Source organism: Streptomyces sp. Y309, assembly GCF_056712025.1.
Genome location: NZ_CM160048.1, coordinates 1,394,845 through 1,419,520, shown reverse-complemented (window position 1 = coordinate 1,419,520; position 24,676 = coordinate 1,394,845). Strand labels below are relative to the sequence as shown.

Genomic DNA, 24,676 nt, shown 5'->3' with positions numbered 1-24,676 from the left:
CCGTGGAGTTCGGCCTGGACCGTGAACTCCTGACCACCGTCGAAGAGGTGGCCAAGGAGCTCGGCACCACGGCGCTGGTGGTACTGCAGGCGGCGTTCGAGGTGCTGCTGCACCGGCTCGGCGGGGGCGACAGCCTGGCGGTGGAGCTGTCCGCGGCAGGGAGCGCTCATGAGCAGCCAGTGTCGCTCGGTGCCGATGCGCCGGAGCGGCGGGCAGGCTCGCCGGGTGACGATCCGTCGTTCGCCGCTCTGGTGGCGCAGGTACGCGACCGGGCCGCCCGCGCGGAAGATCCGCAGGGCCGCCCCTCCCGGCTGCTCGGCCCGCTCACCGAGCACCCCGGGGGCGGGCTGGCCGGCACGCTCCGGTACCCCGGTGAGCTGTTCGACGGCGCGGTCGCCCAGTCTCTCGCCGAGCGGTTCGTGCAGGTCGTACGGCAGGTCGTGGCCGAGCCCGGCCGGCCGGTCGGGGCGGTGCGGGTGTCGTTGGCACCGGTGGGCCGACGCGAGGCCCAGATGTGGGAGCAGCGCTACCCGGGGCTCACCGAGGTGTGGCCGCTGACCCCGCTGCAGTCGGGGCTGCTCTTCCATACGCTCCTGGACGACGCCTCGCGCGATGCCTACCAGATGCAGTTCGTCCTCCATCTGCGCGGACCGGTGGACGGGTCGCGGATGCAGACGGCCGGCCAGGCGCTGCTCGACCGGCACGCCAATCTCCGTACGGCCTTCGTGGCGGGGTCCGACGGGGAATCGGTGCAGGTGGTCGTCGACGGGATCGAGCTGCCGTGGTGCGAGCTGGATCTGACCCGGCGGGGGCAGGTGGACGCCGAGCCGGATGCGGCGCTCGAGGCCTTCCTGGCCGAGGACCTGAGGGACCACTTCGATGTGGCGGTGCCGCCCGCGCTGCGGATGGCACTGGTCAAGGTGGCAGCCGAGCGGTTCGAACTCGTACTGACGGCCCATCACCTCCTGTTCGACAGCGCGTCGTTACCGGTGCTCGTGCAGGATCTGCTCTGCCTCTACGGGTCCTGCGGTGACGCCGCGGAGCTTCCGCGTGTGCCGGAATTCCGCGACTTCCTCGTGTGGCTGTCCTGGCAGGACCGGCAGGCGGCGGCCCGGGTGTGGGCCGAAGAACTGGCGGGAGCGGAAGAGCCGACGCTGCTGGCTCCCGTGACCGGAACCGGCTCCGCGGCGGCGGGTCCGAAGGCCGCGGGGGTCGGCGAAGCCGTGGTACCCCTGAGCGGGGAGACGGCGCGTGACCTGGCGGGGCAGGCTGCCGCATCGGGTGTCTCCCTGGACACCGTGGTGCAGGGCGCATGGGCACTGCTGCTCGGGGCGCTGACCGGACAGCAGGATGTGGTGTTCGGCGCGACCGTGCCCGGGCGACCGGCTGCAGTGCCCCGAGTGGCCTCGATGGCCGGGCTCTTCGTCAACACACTTCCGGTACGGGTCCGGCTCGCGCCCACAGACACCGTGGCCGACCTGCTGCGTGGAATGCGGGAGCGGCAGGCTGCGCTCCGCGACCACTACTGCGGCCTCGCCGACATCCACCGGGCCACCGGCACAAACGCCCTGTTCGACACCCTGGTGACGTCCGAGTCCTACACGGTGGAGCACACAGGTGCGGATCATACGGTTGCGGCTCCCGAAGGAGCGGGTCACCACGGCGATGGCGGCACCGCCATCGAGGTCACCGGTGTCCGTTCGTCCGCCGGCACTCACTACCCCCTCACGGTGACCGTCACTGCCACCCCCCGGCTCGAGGTGGCCGTGCAGTACCAGCGTCACCTCTTCGACCGCGACGCCGCCGAAGCCGTCGCCCGGCGACTTGCGCGCATCGTCGAGCAGATCGCCGCCGACCCCGGCGCGCCCATCGGCCGTCTCGATCTGCTCAGCCCCGAAGAGCGCGAACAGCTCCTGACCGGGCACAACGACACCGCCGTTCCGGTCGAGGCCGGTAGCTTCCCCGTGCTCTTCGAGCAGCGGGCCGCCGCGACACCCGACGCGGTGACCCTGGTGTGCGGCGACGCGTCGCTGACGTACCGGGACCTCGACACGCGCGCAAACCGGCTCGCGCGCGAGCTGATCCGGCGCGGCGTGCGGGCGGAGACGGTGGTGGCGGTGTCCATGCGGCGCTCGCCCGACCTGGTGGTGGCCTACTTGGCCGTACTGAAGGCCGGCGGCACCTACCTGCCGGTGGACGCCGCCCACCCCGCGGACCGGATCGCGTACATGCTCGCGGACTCCGCTGCTCGCCTCGTCCTGGCGGACGCCGCCACCGCGCACGAACTGCCCGACCTGGCCGTACCTCTGCTGCAGCCGGACGACCCCGTCACTGCCGAGGGATTGGCACGGCTCGATGGTGCTCCGGTGACCGATGAGGAGCGGGACGGCGGCCCGTTGGCCGTCGAACGCGCCGCGTATGTGATCTACACGTCGGGTTCGACCGGCCGGCCGAAGGGCGTGGCGGTCACCCATCTCGGGGTGGCCGGCCTGGTCGAGACGCAGCGCTCCCGGCTCGGGCTGACCGCCGCCAGCCGTGTGCTGCAGTTCGCCTCGCCGAGCTTCGACGTCTCGGTCTACGAGATGTGCATGGCGCTGCTGACGGAGGCCACACTCGTCCTCGCTCCCCAAGAGCAACTGGCCCCAGGCCGACCGCTGATCGACACGATCACGGAGCAGCGGGTGACCCATGTCTTCCTGCCGCCCGCCGTGCTCGGAGCGCTGCCGCCCGGCACGCTGCCGGGCGTGACCTCCCTCGCTGTGGGCGGCGACGCTGCCACGCCGGAGCTGGTGTCCGGATGGTCCGAGGGCCGGGACATGGTCAACGCCTACGGGCCGACCGAGACCACAGCGATCGTGACCTTCAGTGATCCGCTGACCGCCGACGGCCGTACCCCGCCCATCGGCCGGCCCATCGCCAACACCCGGATGTACGCCCTCGACGACGCGCTGCGCCCGGTGCCCGCCGGGGTGGCGGGCGAGCTGTATGTGGCAGGTGACTCGCTCGCGCGCGGCTACCTCGGCCGGCCGGGCCTGACCGCCGGGCGCTTCGTGGCCTGCCCGTTCGGCGCGCCCGGCCGCCGGATGTACCGCACCGGTGACATCGTCACCTGGAGATCCGATGGCCAGCTGGAATACCTCGGCCGCACCGACGACCAGGTCAAGGTGCGCGGGTTCCGCATCGAGCTCGGCGAAGTCCAGGCTGTGTTGGGTGAGCATCCGGGTGTGGCGCAGGCGATAGTCGTCTGCCATGAGCAGGGCGGCGACCGTCGCCTGGTGGGCTATGCCGTGCCCGTCGAGGGCGCCGGCCTGCCCGCCCCCGCCGCGCTGCGGGCCTTCATGGCCGAACGGCTGCCCGACTACATGATCCCGTCGGCGGTGGTGGCCCTCAGCTCGGTGCCGCTGAATCCGAACGGGAAGCTGGATCGGCGCGCGCTGCCCGCGCCCGACTTCGCCTCCCGGGCCGCCAGCCGTGCGCCGCGTACGCTCCAAGAGGAGCTGTTGTGCGACCTGTTCGCCCAGGTCCTCGGCCTGGGCCGGGTCGGCATTGATGACGGTTTCTTCGACCTGGGCGGTCACTCGCTGCTCGCGACGAAGCTGATCAGTCGTATCCGCAGCGTGCTCGGCGCCGAGATCGATCTGCGCACGCTGTTCGCCCACCCGACGGTGGCCGCGCTCGCCCCGCACCTCGACGCGGGCGCCGCCCACAACCGGGCCCCGTTGACGCGGGCCGCCGAGCGGCCTGAGCGGCTGCCGCTTTCCTTCGCCCAGCAGCGCCTGTGGTTCCTGCACCGGCTCGAAGGCCCCTCGGCGACCTACAACATGCCGTTCGTCCTGAGGCTGAGCGGTGACCTGGACGTGTCCGCCCTCGAAGCGTCGATCAACGATCTCCTGGCCCGCCACGAGACCCTGCGCACCAGGTTTCCCGAGATCGACGGCAATCCGTACCAGGACATCGTAGAACTCGAACACGCCAGGATCACGCTGGCCCCGCAGCAGACCGAGGCGGGGGATGCGTTGGCCGCGGCTCTGATCGAGGCCACCCGGCACACCTTCGACCTGGCGGCTGAGATCCCTTTGCGCGCCTGGCTGTTCACCACGCAGCCGCGGGAGTCGGTCCTGGTGCTCGTGATCCACCACATCGCGGCAGACGGCTGGTCCCTGGCGCCCCTGGCACGGGATCTGGCCGCCGCCTACACCGCACGCACCCGGCGCGAAGTGCCGAAGTGGACGCCGCTGCCCCTGCAGTACGCCGACTACACCCTCTGGCAGCGGAATCTGCTCGGCGACCCCGATGACGCGGACAGCCTCTACAGCAAGCAACTCACCTACTGGACCGATCAGCTCGCCGGATTGCCCGAGCAGATCACCCTCCCCAGCGACCGGCCGCGCCCGGCCACGCTCAACCACCACGGCGACCTGCTCCACTTCACCTTCGGCCCCGAGCTGCACCAGGGCGTGGCCGAGTTGGCGCGGGCATCGGGTGCGACACCGTTCATGGTGTTGCAGGCGACGATGGCTGCGCTTTTGACCCGGCTGGGCACCGGTACGGACATCGCCGTCGGCAGCGGCATCGCGGGACGCACCGACGAGAGCCTCAAGGACCTGGTCGGCCATTTCGTGAACATGCTCGTGCTGCGCACCGACACCTCCGGCAACCCGACCTTCGCAGACCTCCTCGACCAGGTGCGCACATCCAGCCTGGCCGCCTACAGCCACCAGGACATCCCCTTCGAGGCTCTGGTGGAAAAACTCAACCCGCAGCGATCCACCTCCCACCACCCGCTGTTCCAGATCGCCCTGGCACTGCAGAACAACGAACAAGCCCCCTTCGAACTAACCGGTCTCCGGGTTCTGGAGGACAGCAGCGGCACTGGCACGGCGCGCTTCGACATCTTCTTCAGCCTCGAGGAGACCTTCGAAGATCACAGGCCCGCGGGTATCCGCATCGCGGCCGAGTACTCCACCGAGCTGTTCGACGCTGCCACGATAGAGACCCTGATCACCCGCTGGGAGCGGCTGCTGACCACCGCCGTCGCCGACCCCTCCCACCGCATCAGCGACGCAGACCTGCTCACCGAGCAGGAGCGTGGTGAGCTCCTGGCTGCCGAGCGCTCCCCAGCCACCCGTGAGATCGAACCGGCCACCTTCCCCGAACTGTTCGCCGCCCGACTAAAAGCAGCGCCGCAGGCACCCGCGGTCGAGTCGGAAGAGGCGACCTGGTCGTATGCGGAGCTGAACGCGCGGGCGAACCGCATCGCACACTGGCTGATCACCCAGGATGTCGGCCCGGAACGCCCGGTCGGCGTGGCGATGCCACGCTGCGCAGAGCAGGTAGCTATCGCACTCGGCATCATGAAAGCGGGCGCCGCATACCTCCCGGTCGACTTGGAATACCCCGCCGACCGGATCACCTACATGGTCAACGACGCCGCCCCCGCAGCAATCCTGACCACCACCGAGTTGGCGAGCGAACTGCCCGAGGATCTGGCCACGGACATCGTCGCGGTGGACACGGCCACGGTGGAACGGGCCTGGGCACACAGCCACGACCACGACCCCGACACCGAACTCACGCCCGCCCACCCGATGTACGTGATCTACACCTCGGGCTCGACAGGCCGCCCCAAAGGCGTCACCGTCACCCACACCGGCCTGGCCGCACTCAGCGCCACCACCCGGGAACGGATGGCACTGGACGTCGACTCCCGCGTCCTGCAAGTGGCCGCACCAAGCTTCGACGCGGCGTTCTGGGAACTGGTGCAGACCCTGACCGTCGGAGCCACACTGGTCGTACCCCGCCAACGCCGAGTCATCGGCGACGACCTCTACCGCACCCTGACCGAGCGGCACATTACCCACGTGATGCTGCCACCGAGCGTGGCCGCGGCGCTGCCGGAGGAGGCCGCGCGCACCCTGACCGAGTTACGCGTGCTGACCGTGGGCGGCGAAGCATGCCCACCAGGACTCGCCGCCCACTGGGCACAGGGACGGCACTTCGTCAACGCCTACGGACCCGCCGAGACGACGGTGTGCGGGGCCATCAGCGTCCCGCTCACCTCCGACCACACCCCGATCGGCACCGCCGTGGCCGACAACCGGGTGCGGGTCCTGGACAACCACCTCACCCCGGTACCGCCCGGCACACCAGGCGAGCTCTACATCGCCGGACCCAGCCTGGCACGCGGCTACCTCAACCAGCCCGCACTCACCGCCGAACGCTTCGTGGCCTGCCCGTTCGGCGCGCCGGGTCACCGCATGTACCGCACCGGCGACATCGTCCGCCAAGGCAGAGACGGCCAACTGGAATACCTCGGCCGCACCGACGACCAGGTCAAAGTGCGCGGGTTCCGCATCGAGCTCGGCGAAGTCCAGGCTGTGTTGAGTGAGCATCCGGGTGTGGCGCAGGCGATAGTCGTCTGCCATGAGCAGGGCGGCGACCGTCGCCTGGTGGGCTACGTGGTGCCCACGACCACGCAGCCGGCCGGAACCGAAGACCGCGACATCACCGCTGGAGTCTCGGTCACCGAACTGCGCCACTTCGCCGCAGGGCGGCTGCCCGACTTCATGGTCCCCGCCAACTTCGCCCTCCTGGACGAGCTGCCCCTGACCGCCAACGGCAAGCTGGATCGGCGCGCGCTGCCCGCGCCCGACTTCGCCTCCCGGGCCGCCAGCCGTGCGCCGCGTACGCTCCAAGAGGAGCTGTTGTGCGACCTGTTCGCCCAGGTCCTCGGCCTGGGCCGGGTCGGCATTGATGACGGTTTCTTCGACCTGGGCGGTCACTCGCTGCTCGCGACGAAGCTGATCAGTCGTATCCGCAGTGCGCTCGGCGCCGAGATCGATCTGCGCACGCTGTTCGCCCACCCGACGGTGGCCGCGCTCGCCCCGCACCTCGACGCGGGCGCCGCCCACAACCGGGCCCCGTTGACGCGGGCCGCCGAGCGGCCTGAGCGGCTGCCGCTTTCCTTTGCCCAGCAGCGCCTGTGGTTCCTGCACCGGCTCGAAGGCCCCTCGGCGACCTACAACATGCCGTTCGTCCTGAGGCTGAGCGGTGACCTGGACGTGTCCGCCCTCGAAGCGTCGATCAATGATCTCCTGGCCCGCCACGAGACCCTGCGCACCACATTCCCCGAAGTCGACGGCAATCCGTACCAGGACATCCGACAGCCCGAACACGCCAGGATCACCCTGGCCCCGCAGCAGACCGAGGCGGGGGATGCGCTGACCGCGGCCCTGGCCGAGGCCACCCGGCACAGCTTCGACCTGGCGGCCGAGATCCCGGTCCGCGCCTGGCTGTTCACCACGCAGCCGCGGGAGTGGGTGCTGGTATTGGTGATCCATCACGTCGCCGCCGACGGCTGGTCGCTGGCGCCCTTGGCGCGGGATCTGGCCGCTGCGTATACCGCACGTGTCCGGGGTGGCGAGCCGCAGTGGGCGCCGTTGCCGTTGCAGTATGCGGATTACACGCTGTGGCAGCGGAATCTGCTCGGCGACCCCGATGACGCGGACAGCCTGTACGGCAGTCAACTCACGTATTGGGCTGATCGGCTTGCCGGGCTGCCCGAGCAGGTCACGCTCCCCGGTGACCGGCCGCGTCCGGCCGTGCTCGCTCACAGTGGCGATCTGCGTCACTTCACCTTCGGCCCCGAGCTGCACCAGGGCGTGGCCGAGTTGGCGCGGGCATCGGGTGCGACACCGTTCATGGTGTTGCAGGCGACGATGGCTGCGCTTTTGACCCGGCTGGGCGCCGGTACGGACATCGCCATCGGCAGCGGCGTCGCGGGTCGTACCGATGAGGGCCTCACGGACTTGGTCGGCCATTTCGTGAACATGCTGGTCCTGCGCACCGATACCTCCGGCGCCCCGACCTTTGCTGACCTCCTCGAGCAGGTGCGCACATCCAGCCTGGCCGCCTACAGCCACCAGGACATCCCCTTCGAGGCTCTGGTGGAGAAGCTCAACCCGCAGCGGTCGACCTCCCATCACCCGCTGTTCCAGATCGCGCTGGCACTGCAGAACAACGAACAAGCCCCCTTCGAATTGCCCGGACTGGAGGTGCAGACCGATACCGACGGCACCGGCACGGCCCGCTTCGACATCTACTTCAGCCTCGAGGAGACCTTCGAGGAGAGCAGGCCCTCAGGTATCCGCATCGCGGCCGAGTACTCCACCGAGCTGTTCGACGCTGCCACGATAGAGACCCTGATCACGCGCTGGGAGCGGCTGCTGACCACCGCCGTCGCCGACCCCTCCCACCGCATCAGCGACGCGGACCTGCTCACCGAGCAGGAGCGTGGTGAGCTCCTGGCTGCCGAGCGCTCCCCAGCCACCCGTGAGATCGAACCGGCCACCTTCCCCGAACTGTTCGCCGCCCGACTAAAAGCAGCGCCGCAGGCACCCGCGGTCGAGTCGGAAGAGGCGACCTGGTCGTATGCGGAGCTGAACACGCGGGCGAACCGCATCGCACACTGGCTGATCAACCGGGGCATCGGCCCGGAACGCCCGGTCGGCGTGGCGATGCCCCGCTGCGCAGAGCAGGTAGCTATCGCACTCGGCATCATGAAAGCGGGCGCCGCATACCTCCCGGTCGACTTGGAATACCCCGCCGACCGGATCACCTACATGGTCAACGACGCCGCCCCCGCAGCAATCCTGACCACCACCGAGTTGGCGAGCGAGCTGCCCGAGGATCTGGCCACGGACATCGTCGCGGTGGACACGGCCACGGTGGAACGGGCCTGGGCACACAGCCACGACCACGACCCCGACACCGAACTCACGCCCGCCCACCCGATGTACGTGATCTACACCTCGGGCTCGACAGGCCGCCCCAAAGGCGTCACCGTCACCCACACCGGCCTGGCCGCACTCAGCGCCACCACCCGGGAACGGATGGCACTGGACGTCGACTCCCGCGTCCTGCAAGTGGCCGCACCAAGCTTCGACGCGGCGTTCTGGGAACTGGTGCAGACCCTGACGGCAGGGGCCACGCTGGTGGTGCCGCGCCGGCGGCGGGTGGTCGGCGACGACCTCTGCCGCACGCTGGCCGAGCGGCACATCACGCACGTGATGCTGCCGCCGAGCGTGGTCGCGGCGCTGCCGGAGGAGGCCGCGCACGCCCTGACCGGGCTGCGGGTGCTGACCGTGGGCGGCGAGGCGTGCCCACCGGGACTGCCCTCACGGTGGGCGCCGGGCCGGCGCTTCGTCAACGCCTACGGGCCCGCCGAGACGACGGTGTGCGGCGCCATCAGCGCCCCGCTCACCTCCGACCACGTCCCGATCGGCACCGCTGTGGCCGACAACCGGGTGCGGGTCCTGGACAACCACCTCACCCCGGTACCGCCCGGCACACCGGGCGAGCTCTACATCGCCGGACCCAGCCTGGCACGCGGCTACCTCAACCAGCCCGCACTCACCGCCGAGCGTTTCGTGGCCGACCCCCACGGCCCGACAGGGTCGCGCATGTACCGCACCGGCGACATCGTCCGCCAAGGCACCGACCGCCAGCTGGAGTTCCTCGGCCGCAGCGACGACCAGGTCAAAGTGCGCGGACTGCGCATCGAGCCGGGTGAGATCGAGGCGGTGCTCGCCGGACATCCCAGCATCGCCCAGGCGGTCGTGGTCGTACGCGAGAACCGCGGGGCCGCGCAAGTGGTGGGCTATGTGGTGCCCACGACCGCGCAGCAGGCCGGAACCGAAGACCGCGACATCACCGCCGGTGTCTCGGTCACCGAACTGCGCCGCTTCGCCGCAGGGCGGCTGCCCGACTTCATGGTCCCCGCCAACTTCGTCCTCCTGGACGAGCTGCCGTTGACCGCCAACGGCAAGCTGGACCGCGCGGCGCTGCCCGCGCCGCGGTTCGGCGGCGGCGCGTACCGCGCTCCCCGCACCGAGGCCGAGCACATCCTGGCCGCCGCCTACGCGGAGGTGCTGGGACTGGAAAGGGTCGGCAGCGACGACGACTTCTTCGTCGTCGGCGGCGACAGCATCCGCTCCATCCAGGTGGTCTCGCGGGCCCGCGCGCACGGCGTCGAGGTCACACCGCGGCAGATCTTCGAGCACCGCACGGTGGCCCGCCTGGCAGAGGCGGCGGTCCGCACCACGGGGGGCGCGGTGCTGCAGGAGTTCGACGGCGGCGGCGTGGGCTCCATGCCGCTGCCGCCGATCGCCCGGCACATCCGCGAACTCGGCGGCGACTGGCACCGGTTCGCAATGTTCGCGCTGGTGGAGCTCCCTGCCGGTATCGACGGCGCCGGACTTGCCGTCGCTCTGGCCGCGGTCCTCGACCACCACGACGTACTGCGCTCCTCCCTCGAGTCCGCCGACGACGGGGTCCTGCGGGTCGCGCGGCCGGGCTCGGTGGACGCGGCGGCACTGCTCCGCCGGGTCGCCTGCGACGGCCGCTGGGACGCCCGGTGGCAGCGCACAGCCCAGGCCGAACTGGACACTGCGACGAATCGGTTGGACCCAGCGGCCGGGGTGATGGTCCAAGCCGTGTGGTTTGCCCCGGGACCCGGCGGCGGCGCGGGCCGGCTCCTTCTCGTCCTCCACCACCTGGTGGTGGACGGGGTGTCCTGGCGCATCCTGCTGCCGGACCTCGCCGCCGCCTGGTCCGGGGTCCGCGCGGGCGCGCCTCCAGCCCTTCCGGCGGTGACGACCTCCGCGCGGCGCTGGATGCACGCGCTCGAGGCGGAGGCGGCCGGCGAGGCCCGAGCGCGGGAACTGCCGCTGTGGCGTTCCGTCCTGGACGGGCCGGACCCGGTCCTCGGCAACCGGCGACTCGACCCCACGGTGGACCGCATGGACACCGTGGACACCGTACGTGTGCGGCTTTCGGCACCGGTCACCGAGGCGCTCCTCACCGCACTGCCCGCGGCGTTCCACTGCGGCGTCCAAGACGGACTGCTTGCGGCCCTCGCGGTGGCCGTCGCCCGCAGGCAGGCGACGCGCGGACCAGGAAAGCCGTCGCTGCCTTCGGTACTGCTCGGGGTCGAAGGGCACGGCCGCGAGGAGAGCGCCGTGCCCGGGGCCGACCTGTCGCGCACGGTCGGCTGGTTCACCAGTCTGTTCCCCGTACGCCTCGACCTGGCGGGGTGCGACCTCGACGAGGTGCTCGCCGGCGGGCCGGCCGCCGGACATCTGCTCAAGGCCGTGAAGGAACAGCTGCTCGCCATCCCGGACCACGGCATCGGCTTCGGGCTGCTGCGCCATCTGAACCCGGAGACCTCCGCTGAGCTGCGGCAGTACCCCGCACCACAGATCGAACTCAACTACCAGGGCCGCTTCTCCGCCGCCGACATGCCCGAGAACCTGCGAGGCCTCGGTTTCCACGACATCACCGCCGACTCCGGGCTGCGGACACCGGAGAACGGCATGTCCGCACTGGCCCCGGTGCACATCGAGGCGCTCGCGACCGACACCGCCGAGGGGCCGCGGCTGGAGGCCGAGTGGACCTTCCCCGTCGGCGTACTCCCGCGCGGGGAGGCGCAGCGGCTGGCGGAGCAGTGGCGTGCGGCACTGGAGGGGCTGGCACGGCACGCCGTCTCTCCCGGCGCGGGCGGGCTCACCCCGTCGGACGTGCCGCTGGTGGTGGCAGGGCAGCGCGAGATCGAGCAGTGGGAGCGGCAGTACCCGGGGCTCGCGGAGGTGTGGCCGCTGACCCCTCTGCAGTCCGGCTTCCTGTTCCACGCGCTCCTCGCCGACGCGTCCTTCGACGCCTATCACCTGCAGCTGGTCTTCCATCTGCGCGGCCACGTGGATCCGGCACGGATGCGCACGGCGGGGCAGGCGCTCCTCGACCGGCACCCCAATCTGCGGGCGGCCTTCGTGCCCGGCACGACCGGAGATCCGGCGCAGTTGGTGGCCGACGACGTGGTGCTGCCGTGGCGGCACATCGATGCGACGGGCCTGGACGGGGCCGGTCACGCCGCAGCCGTCGAGCGGTTCCTGGCAGAGGATCTGGACAGCCGCTTCGACCCGGCCGTACCGCCGCTCCTGCGGCTGGGCCTGGTCAGCCTGGGCCCGGACCGGTCCGAACTCGTCCTCACAGCACATCATCTGCTGCTCGACGGCTGGTCGTTCCCGCTCCTCATCGAGGACCTGCTGCGTTTGTACGGCTCCGCCGGGGACGCCTCCGGGCTGCCCCGGGCGCCCGAATACCGGGACTTCATGCGATGGCTGTCCCAGCAGGACGAGGAGGCGGCTGCCCGCGCCTGGGCCGAGGAGCTCGACGGCGTGGACGGGCCGACGCTGCTGGCCGCCCCCGGCAGCGGTGGCGCCGCCGCATCCGGGGAGCTCGCGCAGTCCGGCGTGCCCGCGCAGTCCGGCGAGTCCGCGCAGTCCGGCGAGCCCGCGCAGTCCGGCGAGCCCGGCGTGACCGCCCCGGCAGACGCCCGCCACGGGCGGATCGAGGTGTCGATCGACCCGGACACCGCCGGCGCGCTGTCCCGCCAGGCGGCCAAGCTCGGGATCACCCTCAACACCCTGGTACAGGGAGCCTGGGGGGTGCTGCTCGCCGGCCGCACCGGACGGCAGGACGTGGTGTTCGGCGCAACGGTGTCCGGCCGCCCGGCCGGGGTGCCCGGGGTGGACACGATGATCGGCCTGTTTGCCAACACCATTCCCGTCCGGGTGCGATGCCCGCCCGGCACCACCTTCGCCCAGCTCCTCACCGACCTGCAGCACCGCCAGGCCCGGCTCCTCGATCACCACCACTACGGCCTGCCCGGGAGCCACCGGGCCACCGGCACGAGCGTCCTGTTCGACACGCTCGTGGCCTTCGACTCCTATCCCGTGGACCGGCTCCGCCTCACCGACGCACACGCCGCCGCGGGCATCGAGGTCACCGGCCTGCGCCCGCTGACCAGCACCCATTACCCGCTGACCCTGAACGCCGCCCTCGACCCCCACCTGCGCCTGACGCTGGAGCATCGGCGGGACGCCCTCGACACTGAGACGGTCCAGCGGATCGCGGACGGCTTCCAGCGGATCCTCGCGCAACTCGCCGACGACCCCGATGTCCTGGTCGGGAAGACGGCGGTTCTCGACCCGGTCGAGGGGGAGAGGGCGCTGCGCCGCTTCAACGACACCGGGACGCCCCTCCCCGACATGACCGTCCCCGGCCTCATCGAGCGGCAGGCGGACCGCACTCCGGCCGCGACCGCCGTCGAGCACGGCACACGCACCCTGACCTACCGGGAGCTGGACGGGCGCGCCAACCGGCTCGCCCGGGAGCTGATCGCGCGCGGGGTCGGCCCGGAAACCGTCGTCGCCGTGTCGCTGCCCCGCTCGGCGGACCTGGTGGTCGCCCTCCTCGCGGTGCTCAAGGCCGGCGGCGCCTATCTGCCGATCGACCCGCTCTACCCGGGCGCGCGCCTGGCGCACATCCTGGCCGACGCGCACCCGGTGCTGCTGCTCACCGACACGGAGAGCCTCGGTTCCCTGCCCCGCACCGAGTTGCCCCGCCTCCTGTTGGACACCCTGGCGGCGACCGGTGGCGAAGCCGCGCGCCCCGAGCGTGCCCCAAGGGCCGCCAACGCGGCCTACGTGATGTACACATCCGGCTCGACCGGCGTACCCAAGGGCGTCACGGTCACCCACGAAGGCGTCGTGGGTGGTGTGCTCCGGCTCGCCGAGCGCAGCGGCATCACGACGGGCACTCGCACGCTCGCGGGGACCTCGGTCAACTTCGACGTCTCCGTGTTCGAGATCGTCACCACCCTCGCCCACGGCGGCGCCGTCGATGTCGTCCGTGACGTGCTCGTCCTCGGCGAGCGCGACGGCTGGAGCGGCGGCGTCGTCTCCACCGTGCCCTCGGTCTTCGCCGAGCTCCTCGACCGGGCCGGCGGTCGCATCGCCGCCGACACGGTGGTGTTCGCCGGTGAGGCGCTGCACGCGTCCCTGGTGCGACGGGTGCGCGACACCCTCCCCGGCATCCGCATCGTCAACGCCTACGGCCAGACCGAGTCGTTCTACGCCACCACCCATACCCTGGAACCGGACGACGAGCCCGCGGCGAGCGTCCCGATCGGCGTCCCGCTCGGAAACATGCGCGGTTATGTCCTCGGCCCGGGCCTCGCGCCGGTGCCGGTGGGCGTGGTCGGCGAGTTGTACGTCGCGGGCAACATCGGCCGCGGCTACCACGGGCGAGCGGGCCTGACGGCCGAGCGGTTCGTGGCCGACCCGTACGCTCCCGAACCGGGCGCGCGCATGTACCGCACCGGCGACCTGGCCCGCTGGAACGACCAGGGGCTCCTTGAGTACGCGGGCCGCGGCGACGCCCAGGTGAAGATCCGTGGCTTCCGTGTCGAGCCCGGCGAGATCGAGGCCTCCCTGACCGTCCATCCGGGCGTCGACCGGGCCGTCGTACTCCCCTACGACACCCACGGTGCCCGGCGGCTGGCCGCCTACGTCGTGCCCGTCGCGGGCGGCACCCCCGCTCCGGCCTCTGATCAGCTGCGGGCCTTCGTGGCCGAGCGGCTGCCCGACTACATGGTCCCCAGCGTCTTCGTCCCCCTCGACCGCCTCCCCCTCGCACCCAACGGCAAGCTCGACCACAAGGCGCTCCCGGTCCCCGAGCTGGTCGCCTCCGCCCCCCACCGGGCGCCGCGCACGCCGCGGGAGGAAGCCCTGTGCGCGCTGTTCGCGGAGGTGCTCGGCGTCGAGAAGGCCGGGATCGACGACAATTTCTTCGAACTGGGCGGGCATTCGCTGCTGGTCACGAGGCTGGTGAACCGGATACGGGCCGACCTCGGGGTGGAACTGCCGATCCAGGCCGTGTTCGAGGCGGCGACGGTGGCGCAGCTCGTGGAGCGGGTGGATGCGGGAGCCCGGTCGTCGCGCCCCGCGCTGCGGCGAGCGAAGGAGCGGCCCGAGCGGGTGCCGTTGTCGTTCGCACAGCGCCGGCTGAAGTACCTCAACGAGCTCGAACCGTTGCCGACCTATCACCTGCCGTTCGTGCTGCGCCTGAGCGGCCCCCTCGACACGGACGCGCTGGGATCGGCGCTGCGGGATGTGGTGCTGCGGCACGAGAGCCTGCGAACCCTGTACCCGGCGGACGACGGGGGCGGCGCCGTTCAGGTGGTGCTGCCGGCGGACGACGTCGCGCTGGAGGTGCCGGTGCGGGAGGTGGCGCCGGAGGCAGTGTCCGCCGCGGTCTCCCAGGAGATCGGCCGCCCCTTCGACCTGGCCGCGGAGATACCGGTGCGGGCGCGTGTGCTGCAGTGCGGGCCGCAAGAGCACGTACTCGTGCTGACGATGCACCACATCGCCGCGGACGGCGAGTCAATGGCGCCGCTGGCACGGGACCTGAGAGACGCGTACGAGGCCCGCCTGCGGGGCGGGCCGGCGCAGTGGGCCGACCTGCCGGTGCAGTACGCGGACTACGCACTGTGGCAGCGGGAGCTGCTGGGGGACGAGGACGACCCGGACAGCGTGCTCGCGGCTCAACTCGCCTACTGGCGCGGCGAGCTGGCGGACATGCCGCAGCCGCTGCCGCTTCCGCTGGACCGGCCCCGGCCACCGGTGGCCAGTCACCGCGGCGACACGGTCGGCTTCACCATCGACCCCGATGTGCGCACCGCCGTCGAGGAGGCGGCGCGGGCCCAGGGCGCGACGGTGCCGATGGTCCTGCAGTCCGCGCTCGCTGTGCTGCTGCATCTGCGGGGCGGCGGCGACGACCTGGCCATCGGCGTACCGATCGCCGGGCGCGGCGACGACGCGCTCGCGGAGCTGGTGGGCTTCTTCGTCAACACGTGGGTGCTGCGGGTCCGGATGGCGGACAACCCGACCTTCGCGTCCGTGGTGCGGCAGGTGCGGGACAAGGCCGTCGGCGCGTACGACCACCAGGACGTGCCCTTCGACCGGCTCGTGAAGGCGCTGAACCCCGAACGGTCCGCCGCCTACCACCCGCTGTTCCAGGTGGCGTTCTCCTGGCAGACCGGCACGGGCCGGCTCGAACTGCCCGGTCTGCGGGCAGTCCCCGAACCGGTCGTGACCGGGACCGCGAAGTTCGACCTGCTCTTCCACATCGAGGACTGTGCTCGGGACGGACTACGGGGGCTCGTCGAGTACGCCACCGACCTGTTCGAGCGGAGCACGTCGCGGGACCTCGCGGACCGGTTCGTGCACCTCGTCACGGAACTGACGGCCAGGCCGCGCACGCCGCTCGACGCCCTGGACGCCCGGGACGCCCTGCCGGTCCCCCGGCGTTCCGACGGGACCGGGGTCGCTCCGGCCCTGCCGCGCACGGCCACCGAACGCGCAGTCGCCGCGATCTGGGCGGAACTGCTCGGCCGGCACGAGATCGGCGTGCACGAGAAGTTCTTCGAGATCGGCGGAACCTCCCTGTCCGTCCTCGCGCTGCGCAACCGGCTTGCCGAACTGGGCCTGAGCGAGGTGCCGGTGACCGTCTTGTTCGAACACAACACGGTCGAGGCGATGGCCCGCCTCCTGGACGACCGCACGGCCCGCGGAACGACTGACAGATTGGGGTTTGAACTGTGACGCAACCCAGCCTCCCCTCGCCTCCGTCCGGGGGCACCCGCGCCGGGCGGGACGCCGTGGCGATCACCGGTGTAGCCGTGGCGTTACCGGACGCCGACGATCTGGACGCGCTGCACCGGAACCTGCTCGGCGGACGCATCAGCGTACGGGCACCGGACAAGGAGCGGGTCCACTACGGCGGGGCGCCCACCGACGTCGATTACGTGGACATGGGCTACCTGAACCGGATCGACCTCTTCGACCACCGGTTCTTCGGACTCTCCCGACGCGAAGCGGAGTTGATGGACCCGCACCAGCGCATGGCGGCCCAGCTCGCGCACCGGGCCGTCGAGAACGCCTGCTACGCGCCGGGGTCCCTGAAGGGCTCGCGCACCTCCGTCGTCCTCAGCGCGCCCGAACCCCAGTACGCCGGCCTGTACACCGACGACGACCCGCAGCAGATCCTCGGCTCGCACCCCTCCGCGGTGGCCGCGCGCATCGCCTACCTCTTCGACTTCGACGGCCCCAATCTGGTCCTGGACACCGCGTGCAGCGGCAGCCTCGCCGCGGTCGCGGTCGCCGTGGGGCAGTTGCGGGGCGGGCAGGCGGACCTGGCCCTCGCCGGCGGACTCAACCTCTATCCGGTCCTGGTGCCCGGGCGTGGCCGCAGGCCCGTGGCCGGCCTGGAGTCCCCGGAGGGGGTGTGCCGCCCGTTCGACGCCGCCGCAGACGGCTCCACCGGCGGTGAGGGCGGCGGGCTCGTCGTCCTCAAGCGGCTGAGCGACGCGCTCGCGGACGGCGACCACATTCACGGCGTACTGCGCGGCATGGCCGTCAACCACAACGGCTCCCGTGCCGCGAGCATGAGCGCGCCCAGCGCCCGCGGGCAAGCCGAGGTGCTCGTCGAGGCCTGGCGGCAGGCGGGCCCGGGCCCGCTCGACTACATCGAGTGCCACGGCTCGGGCACCAGACTCGGCGACGTCATCGAGGTCGCAGGGCTGCGGCAGGCCTTCGACGAGGCGGGTCGGGGCGACCCGTGCGGGATCAGCGGGATCAAGGGAAACATCGGACACCTCAACCACGCCTCGGGCATCGCCGGTCTCTTCAAGGTCCTCGCCGGGCTGCGGCACGGCACCCGGTACCCGAACCCCAACTTCGAGACGCCCAACCCGCTGATCGACTTCACCGGTCCGGTGCAGGTCGACGCGGAGGCCACGACGTGGCAGCGCCGGGCGGGCAGCACCCGCCGGGCAGGTCTGAGCTCCTTCGGCCTGACCGGCACCAATGTGCACGCCGTCGTCGAGGAACCGCCCGCCGGGGCCCGGACCCCGGCGGCCCGGGAGCCCGCGGCCGAGCTGGTCACTCTCTCCGCCAAGTCGCCGACGGCCCTCGAAAGCTACGCGCGGCGCGTCGCCGACTTCCTCGACCGGACCGGGCAGCAGCTGCCGGATGTCGCGCACGCGCTCAACCGCGGCCGCGACGACCACCCGTACCGCTGGGCCGGGACCGCGTACGACAACCAGGAGCTGGCCGCGGTACTGCGCGCGCAGCGCCCCGGTGAGCGCGAACCGTCGGCGCAGGCCCCCGTGGTCTTCCTCTTTTCCGGTGACGCCGAGCTCGGCGACGACACATGGGCGGGCCTGCGCGCGGCCTTCCCGGAACTCGCCGCTCCCGACTCCGGCTCCGCGGGCTCCGAGGAATCCGAGGGCTCAGCGGACTCCGGGGACGACACGGACGACACCTCGCCCGGTGCCCGGCTGCTCGCCCGGCAGCACGCGGTGTACCGCCTCGCGCGCTCCTTCGGCCTGACCGAGGCGCGCCTGGTCGGCAACGGCGTCGGCAACCTCGCGGTGCGCACCATCCAGGACCCCGCGACGGCCGAGGACGCCCGGCACAAGGCCGCGGGAGCGCCGATCACCAGCCAGGTCGACGAGCACGGCCTGCGCCGCGCGGTCCGCAGTCTCGCCGACGAGGGCGCGGTCCTGGTCGAGCTGGCCGCGGACGGCGCGCTGTCGCGGGAGATCTCCCGGGTCGCCTCGGAGCTGCCGGTCGTGCGCCTCTTCGCGGACCCCACGCGGCAGGGCGTGCTCTCGGCCCTCGCGGCGCTCTACTCGCTCGGCGCGGACCTCGACTGGAGCCGCTACTACGCCGGCACGCAGCGGCGCCGGATCGAGGTGCCGACCTATCCGTTCGACGCCGACGAGGTCTCCTGCTGGTGCCGTCCGCCGGGCGCCCCGCTGCCGTCCCTCCGCCCGACCGGCGCGGCGGACGCCGAGCGGACCACGGCTCAGGAGCGGGGCGGCGCAGGCGGCGACTCGGAGCGGCAGCTGGCTGAGATCTGGGCAGGCATCCTCAAGGCCGAGGACGTCGGCCCCGACTCGAACTACTTCGACCTCGGCGGCACGTCGATCGCCGGCATCACGGTGCTGAGCCGGGCCCAGGATCTGTTCGGCGTGCGCCTCACCTTCGGCGACCTGCACCAGCACCCCACGCTGCGCGAACTCGCCGCGCGGATAGACGTCCTGCGGGCGGAAGGACCGGAGCGGGACGACTGGACGATCACCCCTGTGCCGCGCCCCGGCCGGCTGCCGCTGTCGTTCAACCAGGAGCAACTGTGGTACCTGGACCGGCTGGCGCCGGGCACGGCGCTCTACAACATCCCCGTCAAGCTGCGTTATGCCGGCGAGCTGGACCTCGACGCGTACAGGGGCGCGCTGGGTGACGTGGTGGGCCGGCACGAGATCCTGCGCACCCGCATCCTGGACGAGGACGGCAGGCCGTACGCGCTCGACGCGGTGCCCGAGCCGCAGCTGGCCTTCATCGACCTCGCGGCGCTGCCGGACCGGGAGCGCCTCGCGGAGCTGTCACGGGCGCTGACCGAGGAGGCGACGGCACCGTTCGACCTCGCGCGCGGGCCGCTGTTCCGCAGCGTGGTGATCAAGGTCGCTGAGCACGACCACGTGATCCTGCACACCTGGCACCACATCGTCTACGACGGCTGGACACCCGCCGTCTTCTTCGGGGAACTGTCCGCCTGCTACAACGCCCGCCGCGCCGGTCACCGAGCCGAGCTGCCCGACCTGCCCGTCCAGTACGCCGACTTCGCGGCCTGGCAGCGGGAGTGGCTGGACGCGGAGCGCACCGCGCGCGGACTGCGGTGGTGGAACGCCGAGCTGCTCGACCTGGACACCCCCGAGTTGCCGATCGACCGGCCGCGTCCCGCGGTGCAGTCCTTCCGGGGAGACACCGTGAAGTTCTGCCTCGACGAGGAACTGTCCCGACGCCTGCGTGCTTTCAGCGTGCGCGAGAACACGACGAGCTTCGCCACCATGCTCGCTGTGATCGACGCGGTCCTGCACCTGTGGGCCGGCCACCGGGACGTGGTGGTGGGCGCGGCGACCACGGGCCGGTTCAACCCCGCCACACACGACCTGATCGGCTACTTCAACAATCTGCTGCCGTTCCGCACGAAGGTCGACCCGGGCCTGAGCTTTCGCGACCTCGTGGCCCGCTGTGCGACCACCGCCACCGGCGTACTCGACCACGAGGAGATCCCCTTCGGGAAGATCGTCGCCGCGGCCGACCACCGCGATCCCTCGCGGCACCCGGTGTTCACCGTCTGCTACACCCACCAGAACACCGCAGCGGCCGGCGTCGAGCTGGCGGGCCTCACCACCGAGAGCCTCGACAGCCTCGGGGAGGACCTTTCCGGGGTCTCCGGGGTCGCCCCGGGAACCTCCAAGTTCGACCTCACCTTCGGCCTGTACGACCAGGACGGCGGGCTGATGAACGGCTACCTGGAGTACGCGGTCGACCTGTTCGAGCCGGCCACCGCGCACCGTCTCGTCGACCTCTTCCAGGATGTCGCCGCGGCAGCGATGAACGAGCCGGACCGGCCCCTGGAGGAACTCCTCCAGGGAGGCGGTGAGCCGGCCGCTGCCACCGAGCCCGTCGCGGCCATCGAGGCTGCGGAGCCCTCCCTTCTCGCCGGTGACCGGCGTGACCAGCCGGACGTGCGCCTGGTGAGCGAGGCCTTCCAGGAGCACGCCGCGCAGCGCCCCGACGGGATCGCCGTCGTCGACGCCACAGGCAGCCACACATTCCGTGACATCGACGGGCGGGCCAACCGCGTGGCGCGCCGGCTCGTCGAGCACGGCATCGGACCGGACAGCGCCGTCCCGGTGGTCGCCGCACGCGGCGCCGACCTGGTGGTCGGCTGGCTCGCGGTGCAAAAGGCGGGCGGGGCCTTCGCCTCGATCGACCCCGCGGTCCCCGAGCGGCGGATCCGGTCCGTCCTCGCCGAGGTCGGCGCATGCGCGCTGGTCGTGGGCGAGGGCATGGCGGTCGAGGGCGGCGGCGGAGTTCCGGTCGTCCGGATCGCCGCCGCCCCCGGCGACGAGAGCCCGGGCGCCGGGCCACCGCGGCGGGCCGGCGCGGCCAACTTGGCGTACATCTCGCACACCTCGGGCTCGACCGGGCGCCCGCAGGGCTGTGAGATCGAGCACCGGGCGCTGTTCAACCTGCTGCACTGGTTCGGCGAGGAGGCAGCGCTCACGTCCGCCGACCGTCTCGCGCAGACGGTGTCTCCCGCCTTCGACATGGCGGTGCTCGAGGTCATGTCGGCCTTGTACTACGGAGCGACGCTGTGCTTCGTGTCGGAACTTCTGCAGACCCCGGAGAGCCTTCTGGGCGAGCTGGCCGAGCATCGCGTCACCGTGGCCTGCATGCCGACACCGCTCGCTGAGCTGGTCCTCACCGACCTTCCCGACGTCCAGGACCTCGCCCTGCGGCTGTTGGTCACCGGCGGCGATCTGCTGCGCGTACGGCCGCCCCGGCAGGCTCCGTTCGCCGTGCTCAACATCTACGGGCCGACCGAGTGCGTGGTCTGCGCGACCGCGGGCCGGGTGGCTGAGGCCACCACCCGTTCCGGCGAGCTGCCGGACATCGGACAACCGCTCCCCAACACCCGCGTGTACCTCCTGGACGGCCGGGGCCGGCCGGTGCCGCGGGGGGAGACCGGTGAGGTCCATCTCGGCGGCGCGCACGTCGGCCGCGGCTACCACGGCAGGCCGGGCCTGACCGCGACCCGCTATGTCGCCGACCCCTTCGCCGACGAGCCCGGCGCCCGCATGTACCGCACAGGCGACCTGGCCGTCGTCCGCCCCGACGGCATCCTCGAGTTCCGCGGGCGCGCCGATGACCAGCTCCAACTGCGCGGTCACCGCGTGGAGCCCGCCGAGATCGAGCGGACCCTGATGCGGCACCCGCAGGTGCGGGAGGCCCTCGTCCTCGCCGAGCGACAGCCCTCCGGCGCCCCGCTGCTGGTGGCCCACGTCGCGGGCGCGCCACTGCCCGACGAGGCGGAGCTGAGGGCATGGGCGGCCCGGGAACTGCCGGACCACATGAGGCCCGGCCGCGTCCAACGCCATGACGAGCTGCCCCGGACGAGCAACGGAAAGCTCGACCGCAAGAGGATGAAGGAGAGCGCGGTGTTCGACCACTACACGACCGACGAGCTGACGTCGGTGACCACGGCCGTGACCCCGGGAGCAGTTACCGACGAGGCAGGACGCGAGGCCGAGCGGATCCTCGGCGAAATCTGGGCCGACCTGCTCGGTGTCGCCCGGGTGGCACCCGACGACAACTTCTTCAAGATCGGCGGCGACTCGCTGCTCAGCGTGACCATCGCCTCGCGCGCCACCAAGGCCGGGCTGCGCCTCACCCCGCACGACGTCCTCCAGCACCCGACCCTGCGCGCGCAGGCCGCAGCAGCCGTGCCCGTTCCCGCCGCCCGTCCGGAGGCGGCCGCCACCGCCGCGACGGCGCCCGTGCCCGGCGAACCGATCCCGCCGACGCCGCTGATCCGGGCCCTGCAGGACACCGCGCCCGACGGCGCCCTGGACTTCGTCTCGCCGGCGGTACTGGAGACGGCCCCGGGAATCCCGGCGGACACGGTGCGCGCGGCGTTCGAGCGCCTCGTCGAGTTGCACGAGCCGCTGCGCTACCGGTTCCGGCACAACGAACTCGGCTGGCGCATCGAGTGTGCGGAGCGTGAGACCGCGCCGGTCGTCGACGCCAGGGTGCTGCCGCCACTGGACGAAGACCAGCTGCACGCGCGCCTGGAGGCCGACTTCGACGATCTGCTGGCGGACATCGACCTGGGACGTGGCCCGGTGCTCCGGGTCAGGTTCTACGACCGCGGCGCCGACCTGCCCGGTGTGATCCTGATGGCGGTCCACCACTTCGTTTACGACGCCTTGGCGATCGTGCCACTGGTGGAGGACCTCGACGCCGCCCTGGCCGGGACCGGTCCCACCGCCGGGCGCCGCACCGCCTGGCGGGAATGGACGCATCTGCTGCGCGCCATGGCCACGTCCGACGAGGTGGCCGGTGAACTGCCGTACTGGAAGGGGATACTGAGCGCGGCTGACGGGTCGGAGGAGCCCGTACCCGAAAACGGGCCAAAGGACGCGGCGCCCGGGCTCGTCCAGCGTATGGTCGCGGCCGACCGGGTTGCGGCGCAGCTCAGCGAGAGCGGTCCGGCCAGCCAGCACGCCTCGATGGCCGCGGTCGCCGTGGCCTGGTCCCGGTGGCGCGGCCGGCCGCACGCCTTCCTGAGCACCCTGGGCATGGGTGCCTCGCCGCACGCGCTGTGGCACGGTGACCGCACCGCGTCGATCGGCTGGTTCACCCACATGTTCCCGGCCTTCCTGAGGGTGGAGCCCGGGGCCGGCGTCGCGGAGACACTTCCGGTCGCCGCCGCGGCGTTGCGGTCGGTGCCCAACGACGGCATCGGGTACGGCGTCATGCGCCACCTCAGCCCCGAGACCCCAGTGGTGGCGGAGGTCCGGGCGCTGCCGGAGCCCCAGGTGCTGGTGGAGCACCTGGCCAGCGCCAACAACGGGCTCGCCAAGCTGGGCGGTGCCGCCGTCCGCATGCGCCGGTCGTCCCTGCCGGGCCGGCCGACCTCGCTGCTCAGCTACGTGCCGATGGTGGTCGAGACCCATGTGATGGGCGGAACGCTCGAACTCGGCGTCGTGCACCGCGGTTCGATCGCCCGTGCCGACATGGAAGCATTCGCCGATCACCTCGTCGAGGCCTTCACCGAGCTCGCCGCCGCGCAGGACGGGCACGGCGCACACCACACAGCGGGCGCGGCGTCCCCGGGCAAGAGCGATGAAGGCCGCTGAATGGCTTCGACGACGGCCCTCGCAGCGGTGGCGGTCCACCAGCCCGACGGCACGCTGCCCGTCGCCGAGCTGCCGGGCCTCGACCCGCTCGGCGCGGCCGAACGCGAGACCTGCGCCCAGCTCGGCATCGACGAGGTCCGCGCGGACGACTCGCTGACCGCGTTGGACCTCGCCGCCGGAGCCGCCCGTCGAGCCCTGACGCAGGCGGGGTTGACCGGGCACGAGATCGGCGCGCTGATCCTCATCGACTCGCGCGCCCCGGAGATGCTGATGACGTCGCAGGCCACCCGGCTCCAGGCGCTGCTCGGTGCGGACGGGGCGCCGGCGTTCTCCGTCGGCGGCCTCGGCTGTGTCTCGCTCACCCCGGCGCTGCTGGCCGCCCGCGGACTGCTCGCCGCCGACCCTGACCTGGAACACGTCCTGGTGGCACACGGCAGCAAGCCGCCGACACCACAGCGCTACCGCCACCCGGTGACCGTCAGCGGTGACGGCGGCGCTGCGGCGGTGATCTCCCGCAGCGGACCGGTCCGCATCCTCGACATCGTCCAGGAGACCAACGGCGAGTACTGGGACCTCTTCCACGTCGACTACCGGGACCGGCCCACCGCGCAGTGGCGCGAGGAGTGCCGCGATCAGCGCGCGTACTCCTTCAAGCTCGCCGTGGAGACCCGCAACCGCCTGCGCGCGATGCACCAGCGGCTTCTGGAACGCAACGGCCTCACGGCGGCGGACATCTCCTGCTACCTCAGCCACAACCTCTCCCTGGGCGGCTTCCGGTTCACCGAGGAGTCACTCGGCATCGAGATCAGCACCACGTGCTTCGACAACCTCCGGCGGTACGGGCACCTCGGCCCGAACGACGTCCTCGTGAACCTCCACACGGAACTCGAACGCGGCGGCCTCGGCGACGGACAGCGGGCCGTCCTGCTCAGCGCCAGCCCGGTCGCCGCGTGGAGCCTGCTGCTCGTGGAGATCGGAGCCGGCGCCGCACCCCACTACTTGTGA

Annotated in this window: 3 protein-coding genes; all 3 read left to right on the top strand. The window is 71.9% G+C overall.

Annotation, left to right across the window (positions count from 1 at the left end):
* The first annotated feature begins 2 nt into the window (after positions 1–2).
* The 3 genes from AC0KTA_RS04885 to AC0KTA_RS04875 are packed head-to-tail and all read left to right on the top strand — an operon-like array spanning position 3 to position 24,676.
* Positions 3–16,502, top strand: coding sequence for an amino acid adenylation domain-containing protein (locus AC0KTA_RS04885; protein WP_481053855.1), 16,500 nt, complete (start codon positions 3–5; stop codon positions 16,500–16,502).
* Complete coding sequence (locus AC0KTA_RS04880) at positions 16,499–23,671, top strand: amino acid adenylation domain-containing protein (protein WP_481053854.1); 7,173 nt, start codon at positions 16,499–16,501, stop codon at positions 23,669–23,671. Before AC0KTA_RS04885 ends, AC0KTA_RS04880 begins: the two co-directional genes overlap by 4 nt.
* Positions 23,672–24,676, top strand: coding sequence for a 3-oxoacyl-[acyl-carrier-protein] synthase III C-terminal domain-containing protein (locus tag AC0KTA_RS04875; RefSeq protein WP_481053853.1), 1,005 nt, complete (start codon positions 23,672–23,674; stop codon positions 24,674–24,676).

What these genes read in the sequence shown, in the direction of transcription:
- AC0KTA_RS04875 (WP_481053853.1), top strand. Translation starts at nt 23,672, where the DNA reads ATGGCTTCGACGACGGCCCTCGCAGCGGTGGCGGTCCACCAGCCCGAC.